The 24,496-nt window shown below is 62.0% G+C and carries 17 protein-coding genes, 2 rRNA genes, 3 pseudogenes and 1 other annotated feature (1 of these 23 running past the window's edge); of the genes and pseudogenes, 7 read left to right on the top strand and 15 right to left on the bottom strand.

What is annotated here, in order from left to right:
- Both N4J17_RS01410 and rrf read left to right on the top strand, forming a co-directional pair.
- Positions 1 to 2,659: ribosomal RNA gene (locus N4J17_RS01410) — 23S ribosomal RNA — on the top strand; it begins 235 nt to the left of the window's first position.
- 103 nt (positions 2,660 to 2,762) lie between these two features.
- Positions 2,763 to 2,876: ribosomal RNA gene (gene rrf, locus N4J17_RS01405) — 5S ribosomal RNA — on the top strand.
- Between the two features lie 313 nt (positions 2,877 to 3,189).
- Here the strand turns inward: rrf and N4J17_RS01400 are convergent.
- A pseudogene (locus N4J17_RS01400) lies at positions 3,190 to 4,419 on the bottom strand (IS3 family transposase).
- Positions 4,024 to 4,140 (bottom strand) — a sequence feature (AL1L pseudoknot). Its footprint overlaps the pseudogene before it by 117 nt.
- Before the next feature lie 96 nt (positions 4,420 to 4,515).
- On the opposite strand from N4J17_RS01400, the pseudogene N4J17_RS01395 reads away from it, so the two are divergent.
- Both N4J17_RS01395 and N4J17_RS01390 read left to right on the top strand, forming a co-directional pair.
- Positions 4,516 to 4,584, top strand: a pseudogene (locus N4J17_RS01395) (hypothetical protein); the annotation flags it as partial.
- 185 nt (positions 4,585 to 4,769) lie between these two features.
- Positions 4,770 to 4,961: pseudogene (locus tag N4J17_RS01390) on the top strand (ATP-binding protein); the annotation flags it as partial.
- Positions 4,962 to 5,075: 114 nt separating this feature from the next.
- Here N4J17_RS01390 and rimI read toward each other — a convergent pair.
- From rimI to N4J17_RS01345, 9 genes are all read right to left on the bottom strand, one after another.
- Positions 5,076 to 5,612, bottom strand: a complete 537-nt coding sequence (rimI, locus tag N4J17_RS01385; protein WP_198323735.1) for a ribosomal protein S18-alanine N-acetyltransferase — start codon at positions 5,610 to 5,612, stop codon at positions 5,076 to 5,078.
- A gap of 24 nt (positions 5,613 to 5,636) precedes the next feature.
- Entirely contained in the window at positions 5,637 to 6,371 is a 735-nt protein-coding gene (locus N4J17_RS01380) for a uracil-DNA glycosylase (protein WP_198323734.1), read from the bottom strand.
- Positions 6,364 to 7,908 carry a 2-isopropylmalate synthase gene (locus N4J17_RS01375; RefSeq protein ID WP_198323733.1) on the bottom strand — a complete coding sequence of 515 codons (1,545 nt, stop codon included), beginning with the start codon at positions 7,906 to 7,908 and terminating at the stop codon, positions 6,364 to 6,366. Before N4J17_RS01375 ends, N4J17_RS01380 begins: the two co-directional genes overlap by 8 nt.
- Positions 7,909 to 8,158: 250 nt before the next feature.
- The gene (pssA, locus tag N4J17_RS01370) at positions 8,159 to 8,905 is read right to left on the bottom strand and encodes a CDP-diacylglycerol--serine O-phosphatidyltransferase (protein ID WP_198323732.1); all 747 of its coding nucleotides are present in this window, start codon (positions 8,903 to 8,905) and stop codon (positions 8,159 to 8,161) included.
- 48 nt (positions 8,906 to 8,953) lie between these two features.
- Complete coding sequence (gene ilvC / locus N4J17_RS01365; protein WP_198323731.1) at positions 8,954 to 9,970, bottom strand: ketol-acid reductoisomerase; 1,017 nt, start codon at positions 9,968 to 9,970, stop codon at positions 8,954 to 8,956.
- Between the two features lie 60 nt (positions 9,971 to 10,030).
- Entirely contained in the window at positions 10,031 to 10,522 is a 492-nt protein-coding gene (ilvN, locus tag N4J17_RS01360) for an acetolactate synthase small subunit (RefSeq protein ID WP_198323730.1), read from the bottom strand.
- A 2-nt stretch (positions 10,523 to 10,524) separates the two neighbouring features.
- Positions 10,525 to 12,255, bottom strand: coding sequence for an acetolactate synthase 3 large subunit (locus N4J17_RS01355; RefSeq protein ID WP_198323729.1), 1,731 nt, complete (start codon positions 12,253 to 12,255; stop codon positions 10,525 to 10,527).
- Between the two features lie 169 nt (positions 12,256 to 12,424).
- Entirely contained in the window at positions 12,425 to 12,646 is a 222-nt protein-coding gene (locus N4J17_RS01350) for a hypothetical protein (protein ID WP_198323728.1), read from the bottom strand.
- A 42-nt stretch (positions 12,647 to 12,688) separates the two neighbouring features.
- The gene (locus N4J17_RS01345; RefSeq protein WP_198323727.1) at positions 12,689 to 12,925 is read right to left on the bottom strand and encodes a hypothetical protein; all 237 of its coding nucleotides are present in this window, start codon (positions 12,923 to 12,925) and stop codon (positions 12,689 to 12,691) included.
- Between the two features lie 336 nt (positions 12,926 to 13,261).
- On the opposite strand from N4J17_RS01345, the gene N4J17_RS01340 reads away from it, so the two are divergent.
- The gene (locus N4J17_RS01340; RefSeq protein ID WP_198323726.1) at positions 13,262 to 13,717 is read left to right on the top strand and encodes an ArsI/CadI family heavy metal resistance metalloenzyme; all 456 of its coding nucleotides are present in this window, start codon (positions 13,262 to 13,264) and stop codon (positions 13,715 to 13,717) included.
- A gap of 457 nt (positions 13,718 to 14,174) precedes the next feature.
- Positions 14,175 to 14,417, top strand: a complete 243-nt coding sequence (locus N4J17_RS16545) for a type I restriction enzyme subunit R domain-containing protein (RefSeq protein ID WP_425326313.1) — start codon at positions 14,175 to 14,177, stop codon at positions 14,415 to 14,417.
- 70 nt (positions 14,418 to 14,487) lie between these two features.
- Here N4J17_RS16545 and N4J17_RS01330 read toward each other — a convergent pair whose 3' ends face one another.
- The 5 genes from N4J17_RS01330 to N4J17_RS01310 all read right to left on the bottom strand — a co-directional run bounded on the left by N4J17_RS01330 (position 14,488) and on the right by N4J17_RS01310 (position 21,725).
- A complete protein-coding gene (locus N4J17_RS01330; RefSeq protein WP_198323724.1) occupies positions 14,488 to 17,619 on the bottom strand; it encodes an efflux RND transporter permease subunit in 3,132 nt (1,043 codons plus the stop codon).
- A 1-nt stretch (position 17,620) separates the two neighbouring features.
- Positions 17,621 to 18,904: an efflux RND transporter periplasmic adaptor subunit gene (locus N4J17_RS01325; RefSeq protein ID WP_198323723.1), complete on the bottom strand. Its 1,284-nt coding sequence runs from the start codon at positions 18,902 to 18,904 to the stop codon at positions 17,621 to 17,623.
- Positions 18,901 to 20,181, bottom strand: coding sequence for a TolC family protein (locus tag N4J17_RS01320; RefSeq protein WP_198323722.1), 1,281 nt, complete (start codon positions 20,179 to 20,181; stop codon positions 18,901 to 18,903). Before N4J17_RS01320 ends, N4J17_RS01325 begins: the two co-directional genes overlap by 4 nt.
- Before the next feature lie 107 nt (positions 20,182 to 20,288).
- Positions 20,289 to 20,732 (bottom strand): hypothetical protein, encoded by a 444-nt coding sequence (locus N4J17_RS01315; RefSeq protein WP_277458502.1) that lies wholly within the window; start codon positions 20,730 to 20,732, stop codon positions 20,289 to 20,291.
- A 51-nt stretch (positions 20,733 to 20,783) separates the two neighbouring features.
- The gene (locus N4J17_RS01310; RefSeq protein ID WP_198323720.1) at positions 20,784 to 21,725 is read right to left on the bottom strand and encodes a LysR family transcriptional regulator; all 942 of its coding nucleotides are present in this window, start codon (positions 21,723 to 21,725) and stop codon (positions 20,784 to 20,786) included.
- A 100-nt stretch (positions 21,726 to 21,825) separates the two neighbouring features.
- Between N4J17_RS01310 and metE the strand changes: the two genes are divergently transcribed.
- Positions 21,826 to 24,114, top strand: coding sequence for a 5-methyltetrahydropteroyltriglutamate--homocysteine S-methyltransferase (gene metE, locus N4J17_RS01305; protein ID WP_198323719.1), 2,289 nt, complete (start codon positions 21,826 to 21,828; stop codon positions 24,112 to 24,114).
- The last annotated feature ends 382 nt before the right edge of the window (positions 24,115 to 24,496 follow it).

Below are 24,496 nucleotides of genomic sequence, written 5' to 3'. Positions count from 1 at the left end.
CCCTTAGTAGTGGCGAGCGAACGGGGAGCAGCCCTTAAGCATCGATGTTTTTAGTAGAAGCGACTGGAAAGTCGCACCATAGAGGGTGATAGTCCCGTATACGAAAGGAACGCTGGTGTGAAGACGAGTAGGGCGAGGCACGTGAAACCTTGTCTGAACATGGGGGGACCATCCTCCAAGGCTAAATACTCCTTACCGACCGATAGTGAACCAGTACCGTGAGGGAAAGGCGAAAAGAACCGCGGTGAGCGGAGTGAAATAGAACCTGAAACCGTATGCGTACAAGCAGTGGGAGCCCCGCAAGGGGTGACTGCGTACCTTTTGTATAATGGGTCAGCGAGTTATTCTCAGTGGCAAGCTTAACCGAATAGGGGAGGCGTAGCGAAAGCGAGTCTGAATAGGGCGCATGAGTCGCTGGGAATAGACCCGAAACCGGGCGAGCTATCCATGGCCAGGCTGAAGGTCAGGTAAAACTGACTGGAGGGCCGAACCGGGATCTGTTGAAAAAGATTCGGATGAGCTGTGGATAGGAGTGAAAGGCTAAACAAGCTCGGAGATAGCTGGTTCTCCTCGAAAGCTATTTAGGTAGCGCCTCGTGTCTCACTCTCGGGGGTAGAGCACTGTTTCGGCTAGGGGGTCGTCTAGATTTACCAAACCGATGCAAACTCCGAATACCGGGAAGTGCAATCACGGGAGACACACGGCGGGTGATAAGGTCCGTCGTGAAAAGGGAAAGAGCCCAGACCGCCAGCTAAGGTCCCCAAATCATCGCTCAGTGGAAAACGATGTGGGAAGGCCCAGACAGCCAGGAGGTTGGCTTAGAAGCAGCCATCCTTTAAAGAAAGCGTAATAGCTCACTGGTCGAGTCGGCCTGCGCGGAAGATTCAACGGGGCTAAGCGATGTACCGAAGCTGCGGATTCACCTTTGAGGTGAGTGGTAGAGGAGCGTTCCGTAGGCCTGTGAAGGTCAACTGAGAAGTTGGCTGGAGGTATCGGAAGTGCGAATGCTGACATAAGTAACGACAAAACGGGTGAAAAACCCGTTCGCCGAAAGCCCAAGGTTTCCTGCGCAACGCTAATCGGCGCAGGGTTAGTCGGCACCTAAGGCGAGGCCGAAAGGCGTAGTCGATGGAAAACCGGTTAATATTCCGGTACCGGTTGCAACTGCGATGGGGTGACGGAGAAGGCTAGGTCAGCCGGGTGTTGGACGTCCCGGTTTAAGCGTGTAGGCAGACTCTTTAGGCAAATCCGGAGGGTCAATGCCGAGGCGTGATGACGGTGCTGAAGGCGACTTCAGCCGAAGTGATTGATGCCAGGCTTCCAAGAAAAACCTCTAAGCTTCAGGTTGCAAGCGGCCGTACCAAAACCGACACAGGTGGGCAGGATGAAAATTCTCAGGCGCTTGAGAGAACTCGGGTGAAGGAACTAGGCAAAATGGTACCGTAACTTCGGGAGAAGGTACGCCCCTGGTAGGTGAAGTGGCTTGCCCATGGAGCCGAAGGGGGTTGCAGTGAAACGGTGGCTGCGACTGTTTATTAAAAACACAGCACTCTGCAAAGACGAAAGTCGACGTATAGGGTGTGACGCCTGCCCGGTGCCGGAAGGTTAATTGATGGGGTCAGCGCAAGCGAAGCTCTTGATCGAAGCCCCGGTAAACGGCGGCCGTAACTATAACGGTCCTAAGGTAGCGAAATTCCTTGTCGGGTAAGTTCCGACCTGCACGAATGGCGTAACGATGGCCACACTGTCTCCACCCGGGACTCAGTGAAATTGAACTTGCTGTGAAGATGCAGTGTACCCGCGGCTAGACGGAAAGACCCCGTGAACCTTTACTATAGCTTTGCACTGGACTTTGAATTGACTTGTGTAGGATAGGTGGGAGGCTGAGAAGCTCGGACGCCAGTTCGGGTGGAGCCGACCTTGAAATACCACCCTGGTGAATTTGGAGTTCTAACCCAGGTCCGTGATCCGGATCGGGGACCGTGCATGGTGGGTAGTTTGACTGGGGCGGTCTCCTCCCAAAGCGTAACGGAGGAGCACGAAGGTGCGCTCAGCGTGGTCGGAAATCACGCAGAGAGTGTAAGGGCAAAAGCGCGCTTGACTGCGAGACGAACAAGTCGAGCAGGTACGAAAGTAGGTCCTAGTGATCCGGTGGTTCTGTATGGAAGGGCCATCGCTCAACGGATAAAAGGTACTCCGGGGATAACAGGCTGATACCGCCCAAGAGTTCATATCGACGGCGGTGTTTGGCACCTCGATGTCGGCTCATCACATCCTGGGGCTGTAGTCGGTCCCAAGGGTATGGCTGTTCGCCATTTAAAGTGGTACGCGAGCTGGGTTTAGAACGTCGTGAGACAGTTCGGTCCCTATCTGCCGTGGGCGTTGGAGATTTGAGGGAAGTTGCTCCTAGTACGAGAGGACCGGAGTGAACGAACCGCTGGTGTTCCGGTTGTCATGCCAATGGCATTGCCGGGTAGCTATGTTCGGACAGGATAACCGCTGAAAGCATCTAAGCGGGAAGCCCCTCCCAAGATGAGATCTCCCTGGGACCGTGAGTCCCCTGAAGGGCCCTGGAAGACCACCAGGTTGATAGGTCGGGTGTGGAAGCTCAGTAATGGGTGAAGCTAACCGATACTAATGGCCCGTGAGGCTTGACCATATAACACCCAAGACGTTTGGCGGGTGTGGATCGTGCGACAAGACCGCGAACACCGTGTACGTTGACCAAATTCCTTAGGGCTCCAGTGCCAAGACCAGTTTTGCCTGGCGGCCAGAGCGAGCGGGAACCACCCGATCCCATCCCGACCTCGGAAGTGAAACCGCTTAGCGCCGATGATAGTGCAGAACACCTGTGCGAAAGTAGGGAACTGCCAGGCTCTTATTTCCAATGCGACACCCCAACCCCGTCCCTCCTCCCCCCGGAGGGACGGGGTTTTTTGCGCGCCCCGGGGCCAGCCACCTCATAAACCGCCCACCGCCTGCACCGGCAGCACCCAGTAATGGACGCCGCTCCCTCGAAAATCCGCATGCAAAGCCTTCAGGGTCTCCGCCAAGCCGGCAGCAGCGATCTGGGCTTCGAAACGTATACGCCGGCTCCGCCCAGAAACCGAGCAATAGTCAAATGTGGCGTATGACCAGCCTGAATCAGGCGGAACCGCCCCGGGTTTGGTGGAGGGTGTTTGGTTTAAGTCAGGCCGGAGTGGTGGCCTGATTGGTGATTTGCCGGTAGTAGTTTGCCTCCGCTTCAGCCGGAGGAATATAGCCAATGGGTTCAAGTAGCCTGGAGTGGTTAAACCAGGCCACCCATTCCAGGGTGGCCAGTTCCACGGCTTCCCCGGTTTTCCAGGGCGCCCGCCGGTGAATCAATTCGGCTTTGTACAGCCTGTTGATGGTCTCGGCCAACGCGTTGTCATAGCTGTCGCCCTTGCTGCCCACGGAAGGTTCCAGGCCGGCTTCGGTCGGAGGCTCGCTGTAGCGGATCGAGACGTACTGGGAGCCTCTGTCACTGGGATGGATCAGGGCCTCCTCGCGCTCAGGCCGACGGGCGTACCGGGCTTGTTGCAAGGCGTCGAGCACGAAGTCGGTGTGCATGGAACGACTCACCTTCCAGCCGACGATGCGCCGGGCAAAGACGTCGATGACAAAAGCCACGTACAGCCAGCCTTGCCAGGTCGAGACGTAGGTGAAATCGGCGACCCCGAGCTGATTCGGGCGAGAAGCCGTGAATTGCCGGTTGACGCGATCCAGCGGGCAAGGCGCAGTCGTATCCGCGACAGTCGTGCGGACCACCTTGCCCCGGATGACGCCGCGCAGGCCCTGCCGCTTCCTGAGGCGCTCGACGGTGCAGCGGGCCACCCCGATGCCTTCGCGGTTCAACTGCTTCCAGACTTTGTCGGCGCCATAGACCTGCAGGTTGGTCACCCAAACCCGTTCAATCTGCGGGATCAGGCGGTCATCACGCTGGGCACGGGCACAGCGCAGCGCCGGATGGCGCTGCTGGGCCGCGTACCGTCGATACCCGGACGGGGCGATCCGCAGAACTTTGCAGATCGGCTCGACCCCGAAAGCATCCCGGTGTTCGTCGATGAATGTCCTCATGACTTGAATCGGCGGTCGAGCTCCGCCTGGGCAAAAAACGCGCTGGCCAGTCGCAGAATCTCGTTGGCCTTGCGCAGTGCCTTCACTTCGCGTTCCAGCGCCTTGATGCGCTGTCGTTCAGCGGTGGTCACGCCATCGCGCTGCCCGGTGTCCGTCTCATGCCGGCGTATCCAAGCACTGTAAGGTTTGCGAGGAACAGCCGATCTTCGCGGCGACAGACTCAATGGCCGCCCATTGGGAGGGGTGTTCGCTGCGGCATTCAAATACCCAGCGTACGGCACGCTCACGAACCTCGGGGGAGAACTTTACTGACTTCTTCATGGCTCCATCTTCGCAAGAGTTGGAGCCTCCACAGAAGCCGGGGCGGTTCAGCTGCTGTGCGACGTCACCCACGAGTTGCGTTCGCCTTTGACGCGGATGTCCATTGCTCTCGGGCTGGCGCGCCGGAAGGGGGGCGGGAGTGTGGAGGGCGAACATGAGCGCATCGAACAGGAAATCTCGCGACTCGACGGGCTGATCGGCCAGATTCTCCGTTGGTCGCGCCAGAGGATGGCGCACCGGGAGAGGCATCGGCGGCCCGTTGGAATTGTCGTGCTACTCGAACAGTTGGTGGACGATGCGGACTTCGAGGCACGTTCCGCCGGCAAGCGGGTGCATCTTACACACAGGAAATGTGCTGGCTCGATGCCGCAGAGCCGCTGCTGGCCAGTGCGCTGGAAAACATCATCCATAACGGCATACGCCATGCACCGGAAGCTGGCGAGGTGGAAGTGCGAGACTGCGGGCCCGGTGTCCCCGAAGAGCAACTGGCATCGATCTTCGAGCCGTTCTTCCGGATTCCGGAAGCAGTGGAATCGGGACGGGCGCAGGGCGGAAGCGGGCTAGCCATCGCCAATCGGGCAGTCGAGATGTGCGGCGGGTCCGGGCGGAGAATGCGGCTCCAGTCCTGCGGGTCGTCGTGGAGCTGCCTTCGTCCGCTAAAGCATTCGCGCCATGACCAGGGCGTCTTCGCGGCCGTTGCGCGCCGGGTAATATCCTTTGCGGGTGCCGACTTCGTTGAAGTCGAGGCTGCGGTAGAGCTTGATGGCGTTGTGGTTGGACGGGCGCACTTCCAGGAAAACGACCTCGGCGGCGCGCCTCCTGGCCTCATCGATGAGGTGTTCGAGCATGATGCGGCCATAGCCTTTGCCCTGAGTATGCGGGGCGACGCACAGATTGAGGATGTGCGATTCACCGGCGCCGGCCGAGACGATGCCATAGCTGACAATTCGCCCGGCCTTTTCGCCGACGAAGCAGCCGTAGTTCACGTTAAGGCAGTCGCGGAAAGTCGGCGGTTCCCAGGGAAACTCGTAGGCGCTCTTTTCGATGCCGATGACGGCCCGGAGGTCGGTCTTCCTCATCGGTCGCAGCAGGTACTCGGCCTGTTCTGCCAGGCTGGGGTTGTGTTTGTAGTAGAACTCGGTTTCGGCGTCGTAGCTCATCCACTTCTTGATCTGGTCGAACAGGCTGGCCATGGTCTAGCTCGATAATGGAACTGATCACTTGTTCAGGGTCTCGACGGCCAGCAGCAGGTCATGCCAGGCTTTGCGCTTATCCAGGGGGGCGCGCAGCAGGTAAGCGGGGTGATAGGTGATGACCAGCGGGATGCCTTCGTACTGGTGTACCTTTCCTCGCAGCTTGCTGATGGCTTCGTTGGTTTTGAGCAGATTCTGCGCGGCGATGCGGCCTGCGGCAAGAATGATGCGCGGTCTGATCAGTGCGATTTGGCGCTTGAGATAACTTTCGCAGGCGGCGGCTTCTTCTGGCTTGGGGTCGCGGTTGCGCGGTGGGCGGCATTTGAGGATGTTGGCGATGTAGACCTCTTCGCGCTTCAAGCCGATGGCCCGCAGCATCTCGTTGAGCAGTTGGCCGGCGCGGCCGACGAAGGGCTCACCCTGTAAGTCTTCCTGTTCGCCGGGGGCTTCGCCGATCACCATCCAGGTGGCGCGGCGGTTGCCGACGCCGAAGACGGTCTGGGTACGGGTGCAATGCAGCTCGCAGCGGGTGCAGACGGAGACTTCCGCCGCGAGTTCATCCCAGGCGTCCGCCGCCGGCGTTTCGGAAAGGGGTGATTCCTGAGCCGGCCTTTCCGGTTCGCATTCGGTCGCCGCCAACAGGGGGGGCGGATCCGCACTCAAGGCGGCCGGCCGACTCCGCAGCTTCCAGACCGGGATGCCCATGGCGTCCAGGTACTGGAGGCGCAGCCGCTCTTTCAGGTCCGTATCGTCACACATCCCCGACTTGAGGGTGGGTGCGCTGGATGGGCGCAAGGAGTTTGTTCACGGCGTTGACGTAGGCCTTGGCCGAGGCGATTACAATGTCGGTATCGGCACCTTGGCCATTGACGATGCGTCCGCCTTTTTCCAGGCGCACGGTGACCTCGCCCTGGGCGTCGGTCCCGCTGGTGATGTTGTTGACCGAATACAGTGTCAGGGCGGTACCGGTGTGCAGCAGCGATTCGATGGCCTTGAGACTGGCATCCACGGCGCCGCCGCCGCTCGATGCGCCGGTGCGTTCCTCGTTGTCGACCTTGAGGGTGACCTGGGCGTGGGGAGTCTCGCCGGTTTCCGAGCAGACTTTAAGCGCGACCAGCTTGACCCTTTCGTCCTCGGCTTCGGTACCGGCTTCGGTGATGAGTGCCTGGAGGTCCTCGTCGAAGATCTCATGCTTCTTGTCGGCCAGCACCTTGAAGCGCTGGAATACCGAGTTCAGTTCATCTTCCGAGGCGAACTCGATGCCGAGTTCCTGCATCCGGGTGCGGAACGCGTTGCGGCCGGAATGTTTGCCCAGCACCATGCGATTCGTGCTCCAGCCCACGTCCTCAGCGCTCATGATTTCATAGGTTTCCCGGCTTTTGAGCACCCCGTCCTGGTGGATGCCGGACTCATGGGCGAAGGCGTTGGCGCCGACGATGGCCTTATTGGGCTGAATCGGGAAACCGGTGATGCTGGAGACCAGTTTGGAGCAGGCCACGATTTCCCGTGTCTCTATGTCGGTATGGCACGGGAAGATGTCTTTGCGGGTGCGCACCGCCATGACGACTTCTTCCAGTGCGGCGTTGCCGGCCCGCTCGCCCAGGCCGTTGATGGTGCATTCCACCTGGCGCGCGCCGTGCAGCACGGCGGCCAGCGAATTGGCGACTGCGAGCCCGAGGTCGTTGTGGCAGTGGACCGAGAACACAGCCTTGTCGGAGTTCGGAATTCGCTCGATCAGTCGGCCGATCATGCGCCCGAACTGCTCGGGGAAGGCGTAGCCAACGGTGTCGGGAATGTTGAGGGTAGTCGCGCCGGCATCGATTACGGCTTCCAGGATGCGGCAGAGGAAATCCTCCTCGGAGCGACCGGCATCCTCGGGCGAGAATTCCACATCGTCGGTATACTGGCGGGCACGCCTGACGGCCTTGACCGCATATTCCACTACCTGGTCCGGCGACATCTGCAGTTTGTGCCGCATGTGGATGGGCGAGGTGGCGATGAAGGTATGGATACGGGCGCGCTGGGCATCCTTCAGGGCTTCGCCGGCACGGTCGATATCGCGGTCGAGGGCGCGCGCCAGGCCGCATATGCGGCTTTCCTTGATCGTTCGGGCGACAGCCTGGACGGCTTCGAAATCGCCGGGACTGGCGGCGGGAAAGCCCGCCTCGATGACATCGACCTTCAGGCGCTCCAGCGCCCGGGCGATGCGCACCTTCTCATCGCGGGTCATGGACGCACCGGGGCTCTGTTCCCCGTCGCGCAAGGTCGTGTCGAAAATGATCAGTTTATCGTGCATGGCGAAACTCCGCTTGTGCCGGCGGTTCGATGCGGCCGGCCGGTTGTGTGCGTCTGGAAATATGGGGGTATATCGAAAAGGTTCGCGTGTTCTGCCCCTCAGGGCAGGAGCAGACCGAAAGACGACAGGACGCGCACCTTGGCGCCAGCGGTCAGTGCGGCATCGAAGCGGAAAGACGGCAGGTTCGGCATGATGCGTTTCATTGGCTGGGAATATACACGGCCCCGGCCGGCTTGCCAACGCATTGGGATCACAGACGCCGCTCGCCGCGCCGTCGTCTCAGCAAGGCCAGGGTCAGTGCCGGCCCCGACAGGGCATAGGCGCCGAAGAACAGGAGCAGCACCAGCGGCGGGTTGGAAAACAGCACCGCGAAGATCAGCATTACGAAGATGGCGTTGACGAAGGGTACGCGCCCGCGCAGGTCGACGTCTTTGAAACTGTAATAGCGGAAATTGCTGACCATCGCCAGCCCCGTGGCGATGGACAGTCCCAAGGCGATGTAGCGCATGGTCTCGCCGCTCAAGCCCTGGTCCACCGAGAACCAGACGAATCCGGCCAGGATGGCGGCGGCCGATGGGCTGGGCAGACCCTGGAAATAGCGCTTGTCGGCGGTGGCAATCTGAGTGTTGAAGCGGGCCAGGCGAAGTGCGCCGCCGGCGGTGTGGACGAATGCGGCGACCCAGCCGAGCTTGCCCAGGGTGGACAGCGACCAGATGTAGACCACCAGGGCCGGCGCGGCTCCGAACGAAATCATGTCTGCCATGCTGTCGTATTCCGCCCCGAATGCGCTCTGGGTGTTGGTCATGCGGGCGACCCGTCCGTCCATCCCGTCCAGGATCATGGCGACGAAGATCGAAATCGCCGCCAGTTCGAAGCGCTGGTTGAGCGCTGCGGTGATGGCATAGAAGCCGGCGAAGAGTGCAGCCGTGGTGAAGAGGTTGGGCAGCAGGTAGATGCCGCGCCGACGTTTGGGATTGGGAGATGCGTTTTCTTCCATGGTGGAAAACTGCCGTGCCGGCACGGACGTCCGCGCCGGCACAAAGTATCAGTTCTTGCTCGTGTCTACAATGCGGTTGGCCTTGATCCACGGCATCATGTCACGCAGCCTGGCGCCCACGCTTTCGATGAGATGTTCGCGGCCGAGACGGCGCTTTGCCTTCAGGGTGGCGGTGCCGGCCTGGTTTTCCAGGATAAACTCGCGGGCGAACTCGCCGGTCTGGATCTCACGCAGGATTTTCTTCATTTCCTGCTTGGTCTGCTCGGTGACGATGCGCGGACCGCGGGTGAGGTCGCCGTACTCCGCCGTGTTGGAGATCGAATAACGCATGTTGGCGATGCCACCCTCATACATCAGGTCGACGATCAGCTTGAGTTCGTGCAGGCACTCGAAGTAGGCCATCTCGGGCGCATAACCGGCCTCCACCAGCGTTTCGAAGCCCGCCTGCACCAGCGCGGTGGCCCCACCACACAGGACCGCCTGTTCGCCGAACAGATCGGTTTCGGTCTCTTCACGGAAGGTGGTTTCGATGATGCCGGCACGGCCGCCGCCATTGGCTGACGCATAGGACAGCGCCAGTTCCTTGGCGCGCCCGCTCGCATTCTGGTATACGGCGATCAGTGAGGGCACGCCGCCGCCCTGGGTATAGGTGGAACGTACCAGATGACCGGGGCCCTTGGGCGCGATCATGATCACGTCGAGGTCGGCGCGTGGGGTGATCTGCTCGAAGTGGATGTTGAAGCCGTGGGCGAAGGCGAGGGCGGCGCCCTGCTTGATGTTCGGCGCGATCTGTTCATTGTAGAGACGAGCCTGGTGCTCATCCGGCGCCAGGATCATGATGACGTCCGCCTGTTTGACCGCATCCTCGACCGAGGCGACCGGGAGACCGGCGTTCTCGGCCTTTTTGGCGGAAGTCGAACCCGGACGCAGACCCACCACGACCTGCACTCCGGAATCCTTGAGGTTGTTGGCGTGGGCGTGGCCCTGCGAGCCGTAGCCGATGATGGCGACCTTCTTTCCCTGGATGATGGAAAGGTCGGCGTCTTTGTCGTAGTAAATCTGCATGGAACTTCCTCTCGTTGCGCTTTTTTAAGGGCAGGTTGCTGGGGAAACCTGGCTACGGGATCAGACGTGGAGTCCGCGCTCCCCGCGCAGGATGCCGGTGGTGCCGGAGCGCACCACCTCTATGATCTCTTCGTCCCGCAGGGCCTGCAGGAAGGCATCCAGCTTGGATTTTTCGCCGGTGACCTCGATCACGTAGCTGGTCGGTGTCACGTCGATGATGTTGCCGCGGAAAATGTCGGCCAAGCGCTTGACCTCTTCGCGGCCGCCGTTGGTCGCGCGTACCTTCACCATCATCAGCTCGCGCTCGATGTGGGCCGATTCCGACAGGTCGATCAGCCTGACCACGTCGATCAGCTTGTTCAGCTGCTTGGTGATCTGTTCGATGATCTCATCGCTCCCGGAGGTTACGATGGTCATGCGCGACAGGGTCGGGTCTTGGGTCGGCGCCACGGTGAGCGATTCGATGTTGTAGCCGCGGGCGGAGAACAGGCCGGCCACCCGCGACAGTGCGCCCGATTCGTTTTCGAGCAGTACCGAAATGATGTGGCGCATGATCAGGCGAGCTCCCTGTCGACGGCGGTGCCGGGTGCCAGCCGCATTTCGTGATGGGCCTTGCCGGATTCGACCATGGGGTAGACATTTTCGGTGGGGTCGGTCAGGAAATCCATGAACACGGTGCGGTCTTTGAGTTTCAGGGCTTCTTCCAGGGCCGGGCGCACGTCGGCCGGTTTGTCGATGCGTATGCCGATATGGCCGTAGGCCTCCGCCAGTTTAATGAAGTCCGGCAGGGTTTCCAGGTAGGAATGCGAGTAGCGGCTTTCGTAGATGAATTCCTGCCATTGCCGCACCATGCCCATATAGCCGTTGTTCAGGTTGACGATCTTGATGGGAGTGCGGTATTGCAGGGCTGTGGCCAGTTCCTGGATGCACATCTGAATGCTCGCCTCGCCGGTGACGCAAACGACATCTTCCTGCGGATGCGCCAGTTTGATGCCGATGGCGGCCGGCAGGCCAAAGCCCATGGTGCCGAGGCCGCCGGAATTGACCCAGCGGCGCGGCTTGTCAAATTTGTAGTACTGGGCCGCCCACATCTGGTGCTGGCCGACGTCGGAGGCCACGAAGGCCTCGCCCCGCGTCAGCTCCCACAACTGTTCGATGACGAACTGCGGCTTGATCCTGTCGCTGGCACGGTCGTAGCGCAGGCAGTCGAGGCTGCGCCATTGATCGATCCGAACCCACCAGGCTTTCAGCGCCTCGGTGTCCGGGGCGCGGCCGCTGGCCTTGATCAGTGCGATCATGTCGGCCAGCACCGGCGCGACTTCGCCGACGATGGGGATGTCCACTTTGACCGTTTTGGAGATCGAGGCCGGGTCGACGTCGATGTGGATGATTTTGGCGCCGGGACAGAATTCGGCGATTTTGCCGGTGACGCGGTCATCGAAGCGGGCGCCCACGGCGAGCAGCACGTCGCAGTCGTGCATCGCCATGTTGGCCTCGTAGGTGCCGTGCATGCCCAGCATGCCGACGAACTGGCGGTCGGTGGCGGGGTAGCCGCCCAGACCCATCAGGGTGTTGGTGATGGGGAAGTTGAGCAACCGCGTCAGCGCGGTCAATTCGTCCGCGGCGTTGCCGAGGATGACGCCGCCGCCGCTGTAGATCATCGGGCGGCGGGCCGACAGCATGAGCTCCACCGCCTTTTTGATCTGGATCGGATGGCCCTTCACCGAAGGGTTGTAGGACCTCAACGACACGCTGCGGGGATACTCGTAGGGAATCTTGACGTTCGGATCCGTGACATCCTTGGGGATGTCGATCACGACGGGCCCCGGGCGTCCCGTGGTCGCGATGTAGAAGGCTTTCTTGAAAGTCTCGGCCAGCTTGTGGATGTCCTTGACCAGGAAATTGTGCTTCACGCACGGCCGGGTGATGCCGACGATGTCGGCCTCCTGGAAGGCGTCGCTGCCGATGACGGGCAGCGGCACCTGGCCTGTGATAACCACCAGCGGGATAGAATCCATGTAGGCGGTGGCGATGCCGGTGACGGCATTGGTCGCACCGGGGCCCGAAGTCACCAGGACCACGCCGGGTTTGCCGGTGGAGCGGGCGTAACCGTCCGCCGCGTGGGTTGCGCCCTGTTCGTGGCGTACCAGGATATGCTTTATCTCGTCCTGCTTGAACAGCGCATCGTAAATATGCAGCACTGCACCGCCCGGATAGCCGAAGATGTATTCCACACCCTCGTCTTTCAGGCATTGGACGACGATTTCCGCACCGCTGAGTTCCACGCTTCGGCCCCTCTTTACTGATCAGGCGCTTAGGAACGCCCGTTGCAAACCGCTCCGGTATGGGAGCGCGCAAGTGAAAAGTGGAGAACCGTACCCGGAACTTACCGTTACGTCAAGATTAGGTTTCCAAACCTCGGCTCATTTGCCAGCGGTGCAGCAGTGTGGCTCGTCAATGCCTCAGTGCCGCCGGCCCCCCGGCAAGCTTTTCCTGCCGCTGAAAACGGGCGAGTGCCGCGTTCAGCGTAGCGCAAAGTCGCAGGAATGCTTCGGGGTGAAGATGCAGACTCGCATAGCCCAGTTTCAGATGGAAGCAGGTGCAATCCGGGCAATAATCGACGCGGCAGAGGCCATCGCCTGCCAGATTGCGGACTCGACAAGGGATATTTTTCATGGCGGTGGTTCCCCGAAGGCTCGTGCAGGTCATGGCACCCGTCTATCCCAGCGACTCGATGAGGCGCCAGTAGGTTCGCATGTACAGATAGGTGCAGCGTTCCCGCGGCGGTTCATCGAATTGTGGGTGAGATAACAGCCGATCAAGGCAGTTGGCGATGTTGCCCGCGATCGAGGCGGAAGGGCTCCGGGCGTATTGCATCAATAGTGAGCGCAACAGGCCGATCAGGATGTCGGTGGAGATTTGCGGCTCCGCAAGTGTCGACGGGTGAGGATTCATGGGTCGCTCTCCTGAAGCTGGGTTGTAACATAGGTCTTTTGTTAGGACGCCGCACTTGAGCGGCATCCTGTTATCAAATGATAACAATTCTCATTTATATGTCAACGGTGGCCGAGCCGCGGTTTCCGAACTCGTGATCCCGCTTCGCAGTCGCTGAGGTTAAGGCCTCTTCAAGGAGACGACGAAGTTTGCCGTGTTCATATATTTCAATTATTATCGAAACATCGAAATTGCCGGTATTGCGCAGCTTGGGCCGCCGGTGAAAGGCGCTGTGGCTTGCATGTGAGCACATTCCGGCAGTTGTGACAGTTTCGAGAAACGATCAGGAGAGCCCGTGTGAAACGTTTGCATGTCCATATTTCGGTTGCCGATATCGAATCGAACATCGGTTTTTACAGCGCCGTGTTCGGCTGTGAGCCGACGGTGCGCAAGCCTGATTACGCCAAATGGATGCTGGACGACCCGAGGGTCAATTTCGCCGTTTCCAGCCGCAGCGGCAAGACCGGGCTGGACCATCTCGGCATCCAGGCCGAAGACGATGCCGAACTGGCCGAGCTGAAACAGCGTCTCGACCGCGCCGACACGCCGATCGCCGAACAGAAGGGTACTGGCTGCTGCTACGCGGTATCGGACAAATATTGGGTGCTCGATCCGCAGGGCATACCCTGGGAGTCCTTCCATTCACTGGGCGGGATTTCGGTGTTTGGCGAGGCGCCGAAGGCTGAAGCGGGTTCGCAGTCGGCCTGCTGCACTCCGGAAGTGAGTGCAATGCCGTCTAAGTGTTGCGGGTGATAGCATTAAACAATGTCTTGGCCCCGCACCCCGGCGGGCCCTAAGGCGCAAAGCGGGAGACTGACGGAATCCGCGCTTACCGGAGGCGTTCGGCGTCCTGACAATGAGCTTGCTTTAATGCGGGGGTGATTCCTACCGGGGAGCAATTTCAGCTCAAGGGAAGGCGAGGCCATTGCGACGATAAGCGCATCTACGACGTCAGGGACGATGACAGCGGTTTCTTGCAGACCTCGACTGCGACAACCTCGCCAGACCGCTGCCAAGATGGCGGTGCTGGTCAAGACGCCGGAGCGCACCCGGCACGCGTGCGAGGACTTCGTCCGGCACGTTAGAGTCAAGGTTGGACCGAACGGCTTCAAGGTCCCGAGTGTCACCTTCGCCCGCGAATCCTGCTTGCTTTGTAAGCAGGAACTGGGCAATCCGTCGCCGGAGGTGGCCGCGGTCGCGATGGCCATGAATGCCAATGAGCCGCAGTACCAGGACTACGCCGGTTCGCGGGACGAGGGGCGCGTTTGCACGAACGCTTCCGCGACCCCAGCCACTGCGCAAACTTATCATCGCCATCTCGTGGCGATCGACCGGCTTCGATGCGCCCATCGTGCAAGCCATGCACCTGGACAGGCCGCAGCGCGATCACACGCTGCGCCAGGCCATCTGCCGGGTGAGCCCACCTAATGCAAGCAGAAGACCCATGGCCTGATCGTGGATGGCCTCGGCATCTTCGACGACGAGAGCGTCGCGGCGGTGGTGTCGAATAGCCGGCGTCAGTCTTACTGACCGCGTTTCCAGTCTTGAGCTCCCAGCGAACGCTGCTTGCACCAGGTGTAGACCGCCGGGATGACCACGAGGGTCAGGACGGTGGAGGAGAGCATGCCACCGACCATGGGCGCAGCGATGCGGCGCATGACTTCGGAGCCGGTGCCGGTGCTCCAGAGAATGGGGAGAAGACCGGCCATGATTGCCGTCACGGTCATCATCTTCGGCCGCACCCGTTCCACCGCACCGGCCATGACGGCGCGATAGAGATCGTCCGCGTCGGGCTGGCGGCTTGCCCGGCGGGCTTCCTCGCGCTGTTCCGTCCAGGCGTGATCGAGATAAATCAGCATGACCACCCCGGTTTCCGCAGCGACGCCGGCCAGGGCGATGAAGCCGATGCCCACGGCGATGCTCAGATTGTAGTCCAGCAACCACAGCAGCCACACCCCACCGAGCAGAGCGAATGGCACCGATGCCATCACGATCAAGGTTTCGGTCAATCTACCGAAGTTTAGGTACAGCAGGACGAAGATCACAGCGAGGGTGAGCGGCACCACCAGCATCAGGCGTTGCTCGGCTCGTTGCAGGTATTCGAACTGTCCGCTCCAGGTGACGAAATAGCCGGGCGGCAGTTTCACCGCCGACTGCACCGCCCGCCGCGCGTCCTCGACATAGCCGCCGATGTCGCGCCCACGCAGGTCGACGAACACATAGGCCGAGAGCAGGGCGTTCTCGGTGCGGATGCCGGGAGCGCCTTCGGTCAAGGAGATGTGGGCGAGCTGGCCGAGCGGGACGTTGGCCCCCGCTTCGGTGGGAATCAGGATGTGACTGCCGATTTCCAGGGGGCTGTCCCGCAGCTCGCGGGGATAGCGTACGATCACCCCGAAGCGCTCGCGTCCTTCCACCATGGTGGTGACGGTCTCGCCGCCCAACGCGGTGGCGATGACTTCCTGCAGGTCGCCGACGGTCAGGCCGTAGCGTGCCAATTGGGTGTAATCGGGTTCGATGTTGAGGTAATGGCCGCCAGTGACACGCTCAGCGTACACGCTGGTGGTACCGGGTACGTGCTTGATGGTCTGCTCGATCTGACGGGCGAGGCGGTCCAGGGTTTCCAGGTCCCGGCCGAACACCTTGACGCCGATGGGTGTGCGGATGCCGGTGGAGAGCATGTCGATCCGGTTTTTGATCGGCATGGTCCAGGCATTGGTGACGCCGGGAATCTGCAGCGCCTGGTCCATCTCGGCGACGAGCTTGTCGAGGGTCATGCCCGGCCGCCACTGGTCCTGTGGCTTCAGGTTGACCAGTGTCTCGGCCATTTCTAGCGGTGCGGGGTCGGTGGCGGTCTGGGCGCGGCCGGCCTTGCCGAACACCGAAGCGACTTCCGGAAAACTCTTGAGGATGCGGTCCTGGGTCTGCAGCAGCTCCGACGCCTTGGTGATAGAGATGCCGGGCAGGGTGGTCGGCATGAACAGCAGGGTGCCTTCGTTCAGTGTGGGCATGAATTCGCTGCCGAGCCGGGATGCGGGGTAATACGTCGCCGCCAGCATGGCGAGAGCGCTGGCCAGGGTCAGGCCCTTATGGCGCAGCACGCTCCGGATGACCGGACGGTACAGCCCGATGAGCAGCCGGTTCACTGGATTGCGGGCCTCCGGCAGGATGTGCCCGCGCACGAACAGCAGCATCATGACCGGCACCACCGTCACTGACAGCAGCGCCGCGCCGGCCATGGCGAAGGTCTTGGTGTAGGCCAGGGGGTGAAACAGCCGGCCTTCCTGGGCTTCCAGCGCGAAAACGGGCAGGAACGACACGGTAATGATCAGCAGGCTAAAGAACAGGGCCGGTCCCACTTCCCGGCAGGCGGCGCGGATCAGCTCGATGCGGGGCCGGTCGGGCTCGCGTTCCAGATGTTTATGGGCGTTCTCGATCATCACGATGGCGGCATCGACCATGGCTCCGATCGCGATGGCGATGCCGCCCAGGCTCATCAGGTTGGAGTTCAGCTCCATCGCATGCATCACCAGGAAGGCGATCAGGATGCCGACCGGCAGCATCAGGATGGCGACCAGGGCGCTGCGCAGATGGAACAGGAACAGCGCGCAGACCGCGGCGACCACCGCGCTTTCCTCCAGGAGGGTCTCGCGCAAGGTGGCGATGGCGCGCCGGATCAGCTCGGAACGGTCGTACACCGGCACGATGTCGACGCCTTCCGGCAGGCCGGGGGCGATTTCCAGCAGCCTGGCCTTGACGCTGCCGATCACGTCCAGCGCGTTCTGGCCGTAGCGGGCCAGGGCGATGCCGGACACCACTTCGCCTTCGCCGTTCAGCTCGGCGATGCCACGGCGCTCGTCCGGCACCAGCTCCACCCGCGCCACGTCGCGGATCAGCACAGGGATGCCGCCCGCCGCCTTCACCACCAGTTGCTCCAGGTCGGCGATGCCGCGCAGGTAGCCGCGCCCCCGCACCATGTATTCGGTTTCCGCCAGCTCAACCACGCGCCCGCCGACGTCGGTATTGCTGGCGCGGATCACTTCGATGATCTTCTTTAAGGGCACGCCATAGGCCTGCAGCTTGTGCGGATCGATGGTCACCTGATACTGCTGGACGAAGCCGCCGATGCTGGCGACCTCGGCCACGCCCTGCGCCTTGCTGAGCTGATAGCGCAGGAACCAGTCCTGCAGCGTGCGCAGTTCGGCCAGGGTGTGGCCGGCGCTGGTGAGCGCGTACTGGTAGACCCAGCCGACTCCGGTGGCATCCGGACCGATGCGTGGAGTGATGTTCTTGGGCAGCTTGCCGGCGGCGGCATTGAGATATTCCAGCACCCGCGAACGCGCCCAGTAGATGTCGGTGCCGTCGTCGAATATGACATAGACGTAGGATGCCCCGAAGAACGAGAAGCCCCGCACGACCTTGGAGCGGGGCACGTTCAGCATCGAGGTGGTGAGGGGATAGGTGACCTGGTCTTCCACCACTTGTGGCGCCTGGCCCGGAAACTCGGTGTAGACGATGACCTGGGCGTCGGACAAGTCGGGGAGGGCATCCAACGGGGTACGGATGACGGCATGGATGCCGGCGGCGACCACGGCGGCCGTCGCCAGCAGCACCAGGAACACGTTGCGCAGTGACCAGTCGATGACGTAGGCAAGCATCTCAATGGCCTCCGTGCATCGAATGGTCGGGCGCGGAGGCCGGGGCGGGCGCGGGCTGACCGGCCGAAAAACTGCCGATCGCTGCACGCAGGTTGCTTTCCGAATCGATCAGGAAGTTGGCACGGGTCACCACCTCTTCGCCTTCGCCTAGGCCCCGGCGGATTTCCGTATACCCCTCCACCCGCTGGCCGGTTTCGACCGGACGGGGCTCGAAGCGGTCTTCGCCCACGCGGACCAGCACCAGTCGCCGCGTGCCGCTGTCGAGCACCGCGGAGTCGGGCACCGTCAATACCGGTACGGTATCCGCAGCGGCATCCAGTTCGACGTTGCCGTACATCGCCGGCTTAAGCACCTGCTTCGGATTGGCCAGCTCGATGCGCACACGAGCCGTGCGCACGGCATCGCTTACCGTGGGGTAGACATAGCTCACTCGGCCTTCGAAGGATTGATCAGGGTAGGCATTGAAGCCGATGCGGGCGCTCTGCCCGACCCGGACATGGCCGAGGTCCTGCTCGAAGATCGAAGCGATGACCCAGACCGTGGACAGATCGGCGATGCGGAACAAGGTGTCGCCGGCCATAAACCGCATGCCCTGCAACGCATTCTTCTCCAGCACGATGCCGTGCACCGGTGAGGTGAGCGGGACCCGGCGCTGGATTTCGCCGCTGGCCGCGAACCGGCGCAGCCAGGGTTCCGGCACGCTCCAGTTGTGCAACCGCTGGATCGCGCCTTCCCGCAAGGCCCGGCCGGTCTCGCCGGAGCCGGCGATGCGGTATTCCTCCTGGGTCGAGACGAGTTCCGGGCTGTAGGCTTCCAGCAGCACTTCGCCCTGCCGCACCGGCTGACCGGTGGTGTTGACGCCCAGCCGTTCGATCCAGCCTTCGAAGCGCGGCGCGATCGCGTGGACCCGGCGCTCGTCGATCTCGACTACCCCCAGCGCCCGGATGACGTGGGTCAGGACCCGGCGCCGCGCCGGCTCGGATCGTACCCCCAGCTTCTGGACCTTCTCCGGACCGAGGCGTATAACCGATTCACCGGAGCTGGCGGACGATGCCAAGTCTTCGGCGTAGACCGGCACGTAGTCCATCCCCATGTCGTCCTTGGCCGGTACCGGCGAAGTGACCTGCGGGTTCATCGGATTGCGGTAGAACACGGGACGCCTTGCCGTCACGGTTTCCGGGGCGTGCGGAAGCGGCGGCGCGGTTTGACGTCCCAGCCAGTAACCGCCAAGGCCGGCGGCGGCCCATGCCAACAAAAACAAGATCAGACGGACCGACGGTTTCATAGCGTTTCCTTGCCGAGGGCGGCGGCCAGGCGGGCGAGAGCCTGCTGGGAGGTGGTGAGGGCGTTCCAGTACTGCACCTGGTAATCGAACACCGAAAGCTGGGCGCGCAGCACGTCGGCGAACGCGATCTTGCCCGCCCGGTAGCTGGCGGTCAGGGAATCCAGTGTGCCGCGTGCCTGGGGGAGGAGCTCCTTCTCGAACAAGCTCAGGCGCTCATGGGCATGGTGGTAGGCGGCCAGCGCCGTGGTCACGTCGGCCTGCACGCTGCGTTCGGCATCATGCAGCGCATAGCGTTCCTGCAGCAGCTCACTCTGCCTTTGATCGACCTGCTTGGACTGCTTGGTCGCGGCATACAGAGGCAGGTTCATGCTCAGCCGGAAGTTGGCGAAGTCGCTGCGGAATTCGCCATTCGGCGCATTCTGGCGAAAGGCGTAGCCGAAGCCGAGGTTGAGGTCGGGCAGGTACTCCTTTTTCGCCAGGTCGAGGCGGTTCTGGGCGGCTTCGATAGCCGCCTCTTTCTGGGCCAGCAGTGGCCGCTGGGCCTGAGCTTGGTCGAGCAGCGTCGGCTCGGCCGGCAGTTCCGGAAAATGGAACGCGGCCTCGCTGGGCAGTTCCAGCGTGCTGTCGCTGGAGCGATCGAGCAGCACGTTGAGACGGGCCGCCTCGCCGTGGCGCATGTTGATCAGCTCCAAGGTCTTGTCGCGCAGTTTGGTGAGTTCCAGCCGGGCCAACAGGCTGTCCGACTGTTCCGCCTGGCCGAGCCGGTAGCGCTGGTCGGCGATGTCCGCCAGCTTGGCCATCCAATCCCGGCTTTCGGCGAGGATGCCGAGGGTACGGTCGTAGTAGAACAGCGCCCACCAGCTCAGGCGGATGTCCCGCGCCAGCCGCAGACGCGCTTCATCGGCATCCTTGGCCGCGCCGATGGCATCCTGCTGCGCCGCCCGTTCGGCCAGGCCGAGCTTGCCCGGAAAGGGAAGCTGCTGGCTGATGGCGACTTCCATCATGGTCATCTGGTCCTGCTTCAGGCTGAAATCATTGGTTGGGATGTTCAGCGCACCGAAGCTCAGGAATGGATCGGGCAGGCTGCCGGCCTGGGGCGGAACGCTAGCCAAGGCGTCGGCCCGGGCTTTGATTTCGGCCAGTCCCGGGTTGCTGGCCAGCGCCTGGTTCAGCGCTTGTTCCAGGGAAAGCGGACCGGCCTGGGCGGGGGCTGTCAGGCAGGCGATCAAAAACGGGGCGAAGTGCGGCCGCCTGGACCAAGGGGATAGCGAAAACATGGGATACTCCTTAACTTCATACGCAGGTCGAAACCGGCGATTCCCTTCCGGTCCGGCTCAGGACGCGGCAAGTCAATCGCGTTGCGGTCAGCGATGGAAAAGGAGCGTTAATTCAGCAGGATGCAGAATCGGAGAGCGATGGGCACTTTGGGATGCGGGGGGGACCGCCGCAGGTGGTGACGATCCGGTAGCCGCAGGATCGCGGCCCACAGGCCGGCGACAACCAGCAGGCAAAGCATGAGGAGTTTCACCCCAAGACCGGTGCCCGCCTTGTCGATGGCGATGTCGTCTTCGTCTACGGCCTGCAGGCCGAAACAGGAGGACTGTTTGGCGCATCCATCCGGCGGTGCCTGGGAAGACTCATCGTGCTCAGGCATTCCGGCGCAATGCTCCGCGGCCTGCTCGGCCTGCGGCAGGCTGCCCATCAGGCAGACCGTGCCGGCCGAGGACCAAAGCCAGACGCAAAGGCTCAGTACCGTGCAGAGGCGGCAGGCGAGCGAGCGGCGGATTCGTGTAGGCAAAGGCAAAGACATGGTGGGGAATAAAAACATGTTGTCCGACCTCGTGCAACCGTGAACACGTTTGTCTGTCGTTACCAGACTTTACGGCGAATCGTCATTCATGAGCGGCAGCAGTCCCCGCAGATTGCGGAAGCTGCTGGATCGCACGATGTCCAGGAAATCCCCTATATAGGCCGATTGCGCCATGCCTTCCGTGGTGGCGGCATACAGCGCGCTCCACAGCCCGGTTTCGCCGATCGGCTTGGCCAGCACGTATTCGCGATCGAGATAGCTTTGCACGGTCCACTGGGGCAGGGCGGCGATGCCGCGGCGACTGGCGACGAGCTGCAATATCGCGACCGTGAGTTCGGCAGTACGTCGCTTGGGTTCGATGCCGCAGGGCTTGAGCACCTTGCGGACGATGTCCAGCATGTCTTCGGGCACCGGATAGCTGAGCAGGGTTTCTTCGGCGAAATCCTCTGGCGTCAGGAAGGTTTTCGGGGCCAAAGTATGCTGGCGCGACACCAGTCCCACGATCTCGAACCGGAACAGCGGATGGAAGGTGATACCCCCCCGTGCAAGCGGCTCGGACACCACCACCAGGTCGGCGCGGTCCTCCCGCAGCAATCCCAAGGGATCAGTGTGGAAGCCGGAAACCAGGTCCAGCTCGATCTCCGGCCAGTGTTCGCGGAACTGGTCCATTGCCGGCATCAGCCAGTCGAAGCAGGTGTGGCACTCCACCGCGATCCGGAGCTGGCCGCTGTTGCCCTGGGCGATGCGGGCGATGTCGCGTTCGGCTTCCCGCACCGCCTTCATCACCGTTTCGGCGAGGCTGTGCAGGCGCTGGCCAGCGGGCGACAGACGCAAGGGCTGGGTCTTGCGCTCGAACAGCACAACGCCATAGTGCTCCTCCAACTGCTTGATCTGGTGCGAAATCGCCGACTGGGTGAGGAACACCCGCGCCGCTGCCTTCGACAACGTGCCGGTTTCCACCAGGGCCAACAGGGTTTGCAGGTGGCGGAGTTCCAATAGAGATGGCTTCATGAATGAAATCGATGAATTCGATTAAAATATTGAGTTTGAATAATAATCACCCTGTCCCGATCATGCCAGCTCTCAATTCGATGAGCATGAGGAGGCAGATATGGCGATCACACATTCCCTGGGATTTCCCCGCATCGGCGCCCACCGCGAACTGAAGCAGGCCGTCGAAGCCTATTGGGGCGGCCGGACCGGCCCGGCGGAGTTGGCCGAAACGGGGCGGCAATTGCGGGACCGGCACTGGAAGATCCAGAGCGGATCCGGCATCGACCTGGTGCCGGTCGGCGATTTCGCCTGGTACGACCAGATATTGAACATGACAGCGCTGCTTGGTGCTGCCCCCAACCGGTTCGGCTTCCAGGCGGATGTCCTGACCCTGGACCAGTATTTCCAGCTCGCGCGGGGCAACGCCGAGCAGCCGGCGATGGAAATGACCAAGTGGTTCGATACCAACTATCACTACATCGTCCCCGAGTTCGATCGCGAAACCGGATTCGGTCCGGGCACGGAATGGCTGTTCGACGAGGTAGAGGAGGCCAAGGCTCTGCGGCTCAATCCCAAGCCGGTGCTGATCGGTCCCCTGACCTATCTCTACCTGGGCAAGGAAAAGCAGGCCGGCTTCAGCCGCCTGGAACTCCTGCCCCGGCTGCTGCCGGCCTATGCCGCGATCCTGCGGCGTCTGCAGGCCTCAGGCGTGCACTGGGTGCAGATGGATGAGCCGATCCTGGGGCTGGATCTGCCGCAGGAATGGATCGAAGCCTTCGCGCCGGCCTATGCCTCCCTGGCGGAAGCCGGTCCCAAGCTGTTGCTGGCGACCTATTTCGCATCAGTGGCGGAGCACGCGGTATGGCTCAAGTCCTCGGCTGTCGCCGGGGTGCATATCGATGCGGTGCGGGCGCCGGAACAGGTCGCGGATTTCATGAAGGATTTCCCGGAGGACAAAGTGCTTTCCCTGGGCCTCATCGACGGGCGCAACGTCTGGCGCACCGACCTCCGTCGCGCGCTGGATCTGGCGGAAAACGTCAGTGCGGTGCTGGGGGAGAGGCTGTGGCTCGCGCCCAGTTGCTCCCTGCTGCATGTGCCGCAGGACCTGGGCCTGGAAACCTCGCTGAATCCCGAGATCAAGGCTTGGCTCGCCTTCGCCGTGCAGAAGTTGGAGGAACTGGCCGTGATCGACAAAGGTCTGCGCCTGGGGCGGCAGGCCATCGCCACGGAACTCGCGGAACAGGTGCGCTTGCTGCAGGCTCGGGCGCAATCGCCGTTGACTCATGACCCCGCCGTCAAGCGGCGGCTGGAGGGTTTGAGCGATGCCGATTTCAGCCGCTATTCGCCGTTCGCCGAACGCTGGACACTGCAGCGGGAGAGGCTGCGGCTGCCGCCATTTCCGACCACCACCATCGGCTCGTTCCCCCAAACGCCGGCGATCCGTAAAGCGCGTGCCGCCCACCGCAGCGGCGAATTGAACGGGGCCGCCTACCGGGATGCGATGCGGGCCGCCATCCGCGAAGCCGTGAGCAGGCAGGAAGCCCTGGGGCTGGATCTGCTGGTTCACGGCGAGGCCGAGCGCAACGACATGGTGGAGTATTTTGGCGAGCAGTTGGCCGGCTACGCCTTCACCAAGCACGGTTGGGTGCAAAGCTACGGCTCCCGCTGCGTCAAGCCGCCCATCATCTACGGCGACGTGGCAAGACTTAAGCCGATGACGGTGGAATGGATCGGCTACGCCCAGAGCCTGACGAAAAAATCCGTCAAAGGCATGCTGACTGGGCCGGTAACGATGCTGCAATGGTCCTTCGTGCGGGACGACCAGCCGCGCGCGACGACCGCCCTGCAGATCGCGCTGGCGATCCGGGACGAGGTGGCCGACCTGGAAGCCGCCGGGGTGGCGGCGATCCAGATCGACGAGCCGGCATTCCGCGAAGGGCTGCCGCTCAAAGCCGCTGAGCGGGCAGATTATCTGGACTGGGCCGTGCGGGCGTTCCGGCTCGCTTCCAGCGGCGTCGCCGACGACACCCAGATCCATACCCACATGTGCTATTCGGAATTCGGCGACATCCTGCCGGCCATCGCTGAGCTGGATGCCGACGTCATCACCCTCGAAACCTGCCGCTCGGCCATGGACCTGCTGGAGGCCTTCCGCGCCTTCGGTTATCCCAGAGACATCGGGCCAGGCGTATACGACATCCATTCGCCGAGGATTCCATCCAGCGCCGAGATGCGGGCCTTGCTGGAGAAAGCCTGCGCAGCGGTCGATCCGGCGCGGCTGTGGGTCAACCCGGACTGCGGTCTGAAAACCCGCCAATGGCCGGAAGTGGAGCAGGCGCTGGCGAACATGGTCGAGGCGGCCAGGGCCATGCGAGAAGCGAAATCACCGGCCCGATCGGGGGAATAAAGGGCGTCGAATGAGCCTGGACGGCGGTTTAAAATCTAAAATAAAAACGCAGATCCATGAGGTGAGTATATTTCCTGCTGAAAGACTTGGGGGGATTTCACGATCCCGGCATTTCCGCGGGCGGTCATTGAAGAGATTGGCGGTGCGGTTGAGTTCGGCCCGGCTGACGCCGGCGCGGTCTTAGCCCTTGGGCAGATACCCCCGAATCAGGCCGTTGGTGTTTTCGTTGCCGGGTCGTTGCCAGTGACTGGGCGGATCGGCGAACTTGTCGTGTTTCGCCTGTGCTTTAGGAACATCGTCGACGCCGGACGTCCACGTCGCTTCGCGATGTCTCCCATGGCTGGGGGAGACCCGGCGCAAACTGGGCCGGTTCTGGATTCAG

Source organism: Methylococcus capsulatus (genome assembly GCF_036864975.1).
Taxonomy (GTDB): domain Bacteria; phylum Pseudomonadota; class Gammaproteobacteria; order Methylococcales; family Methylococcaceae; genus Methylococcus.
This window is presented reverse-complemented; position numbering and strand designations above follow the sequence as displayed.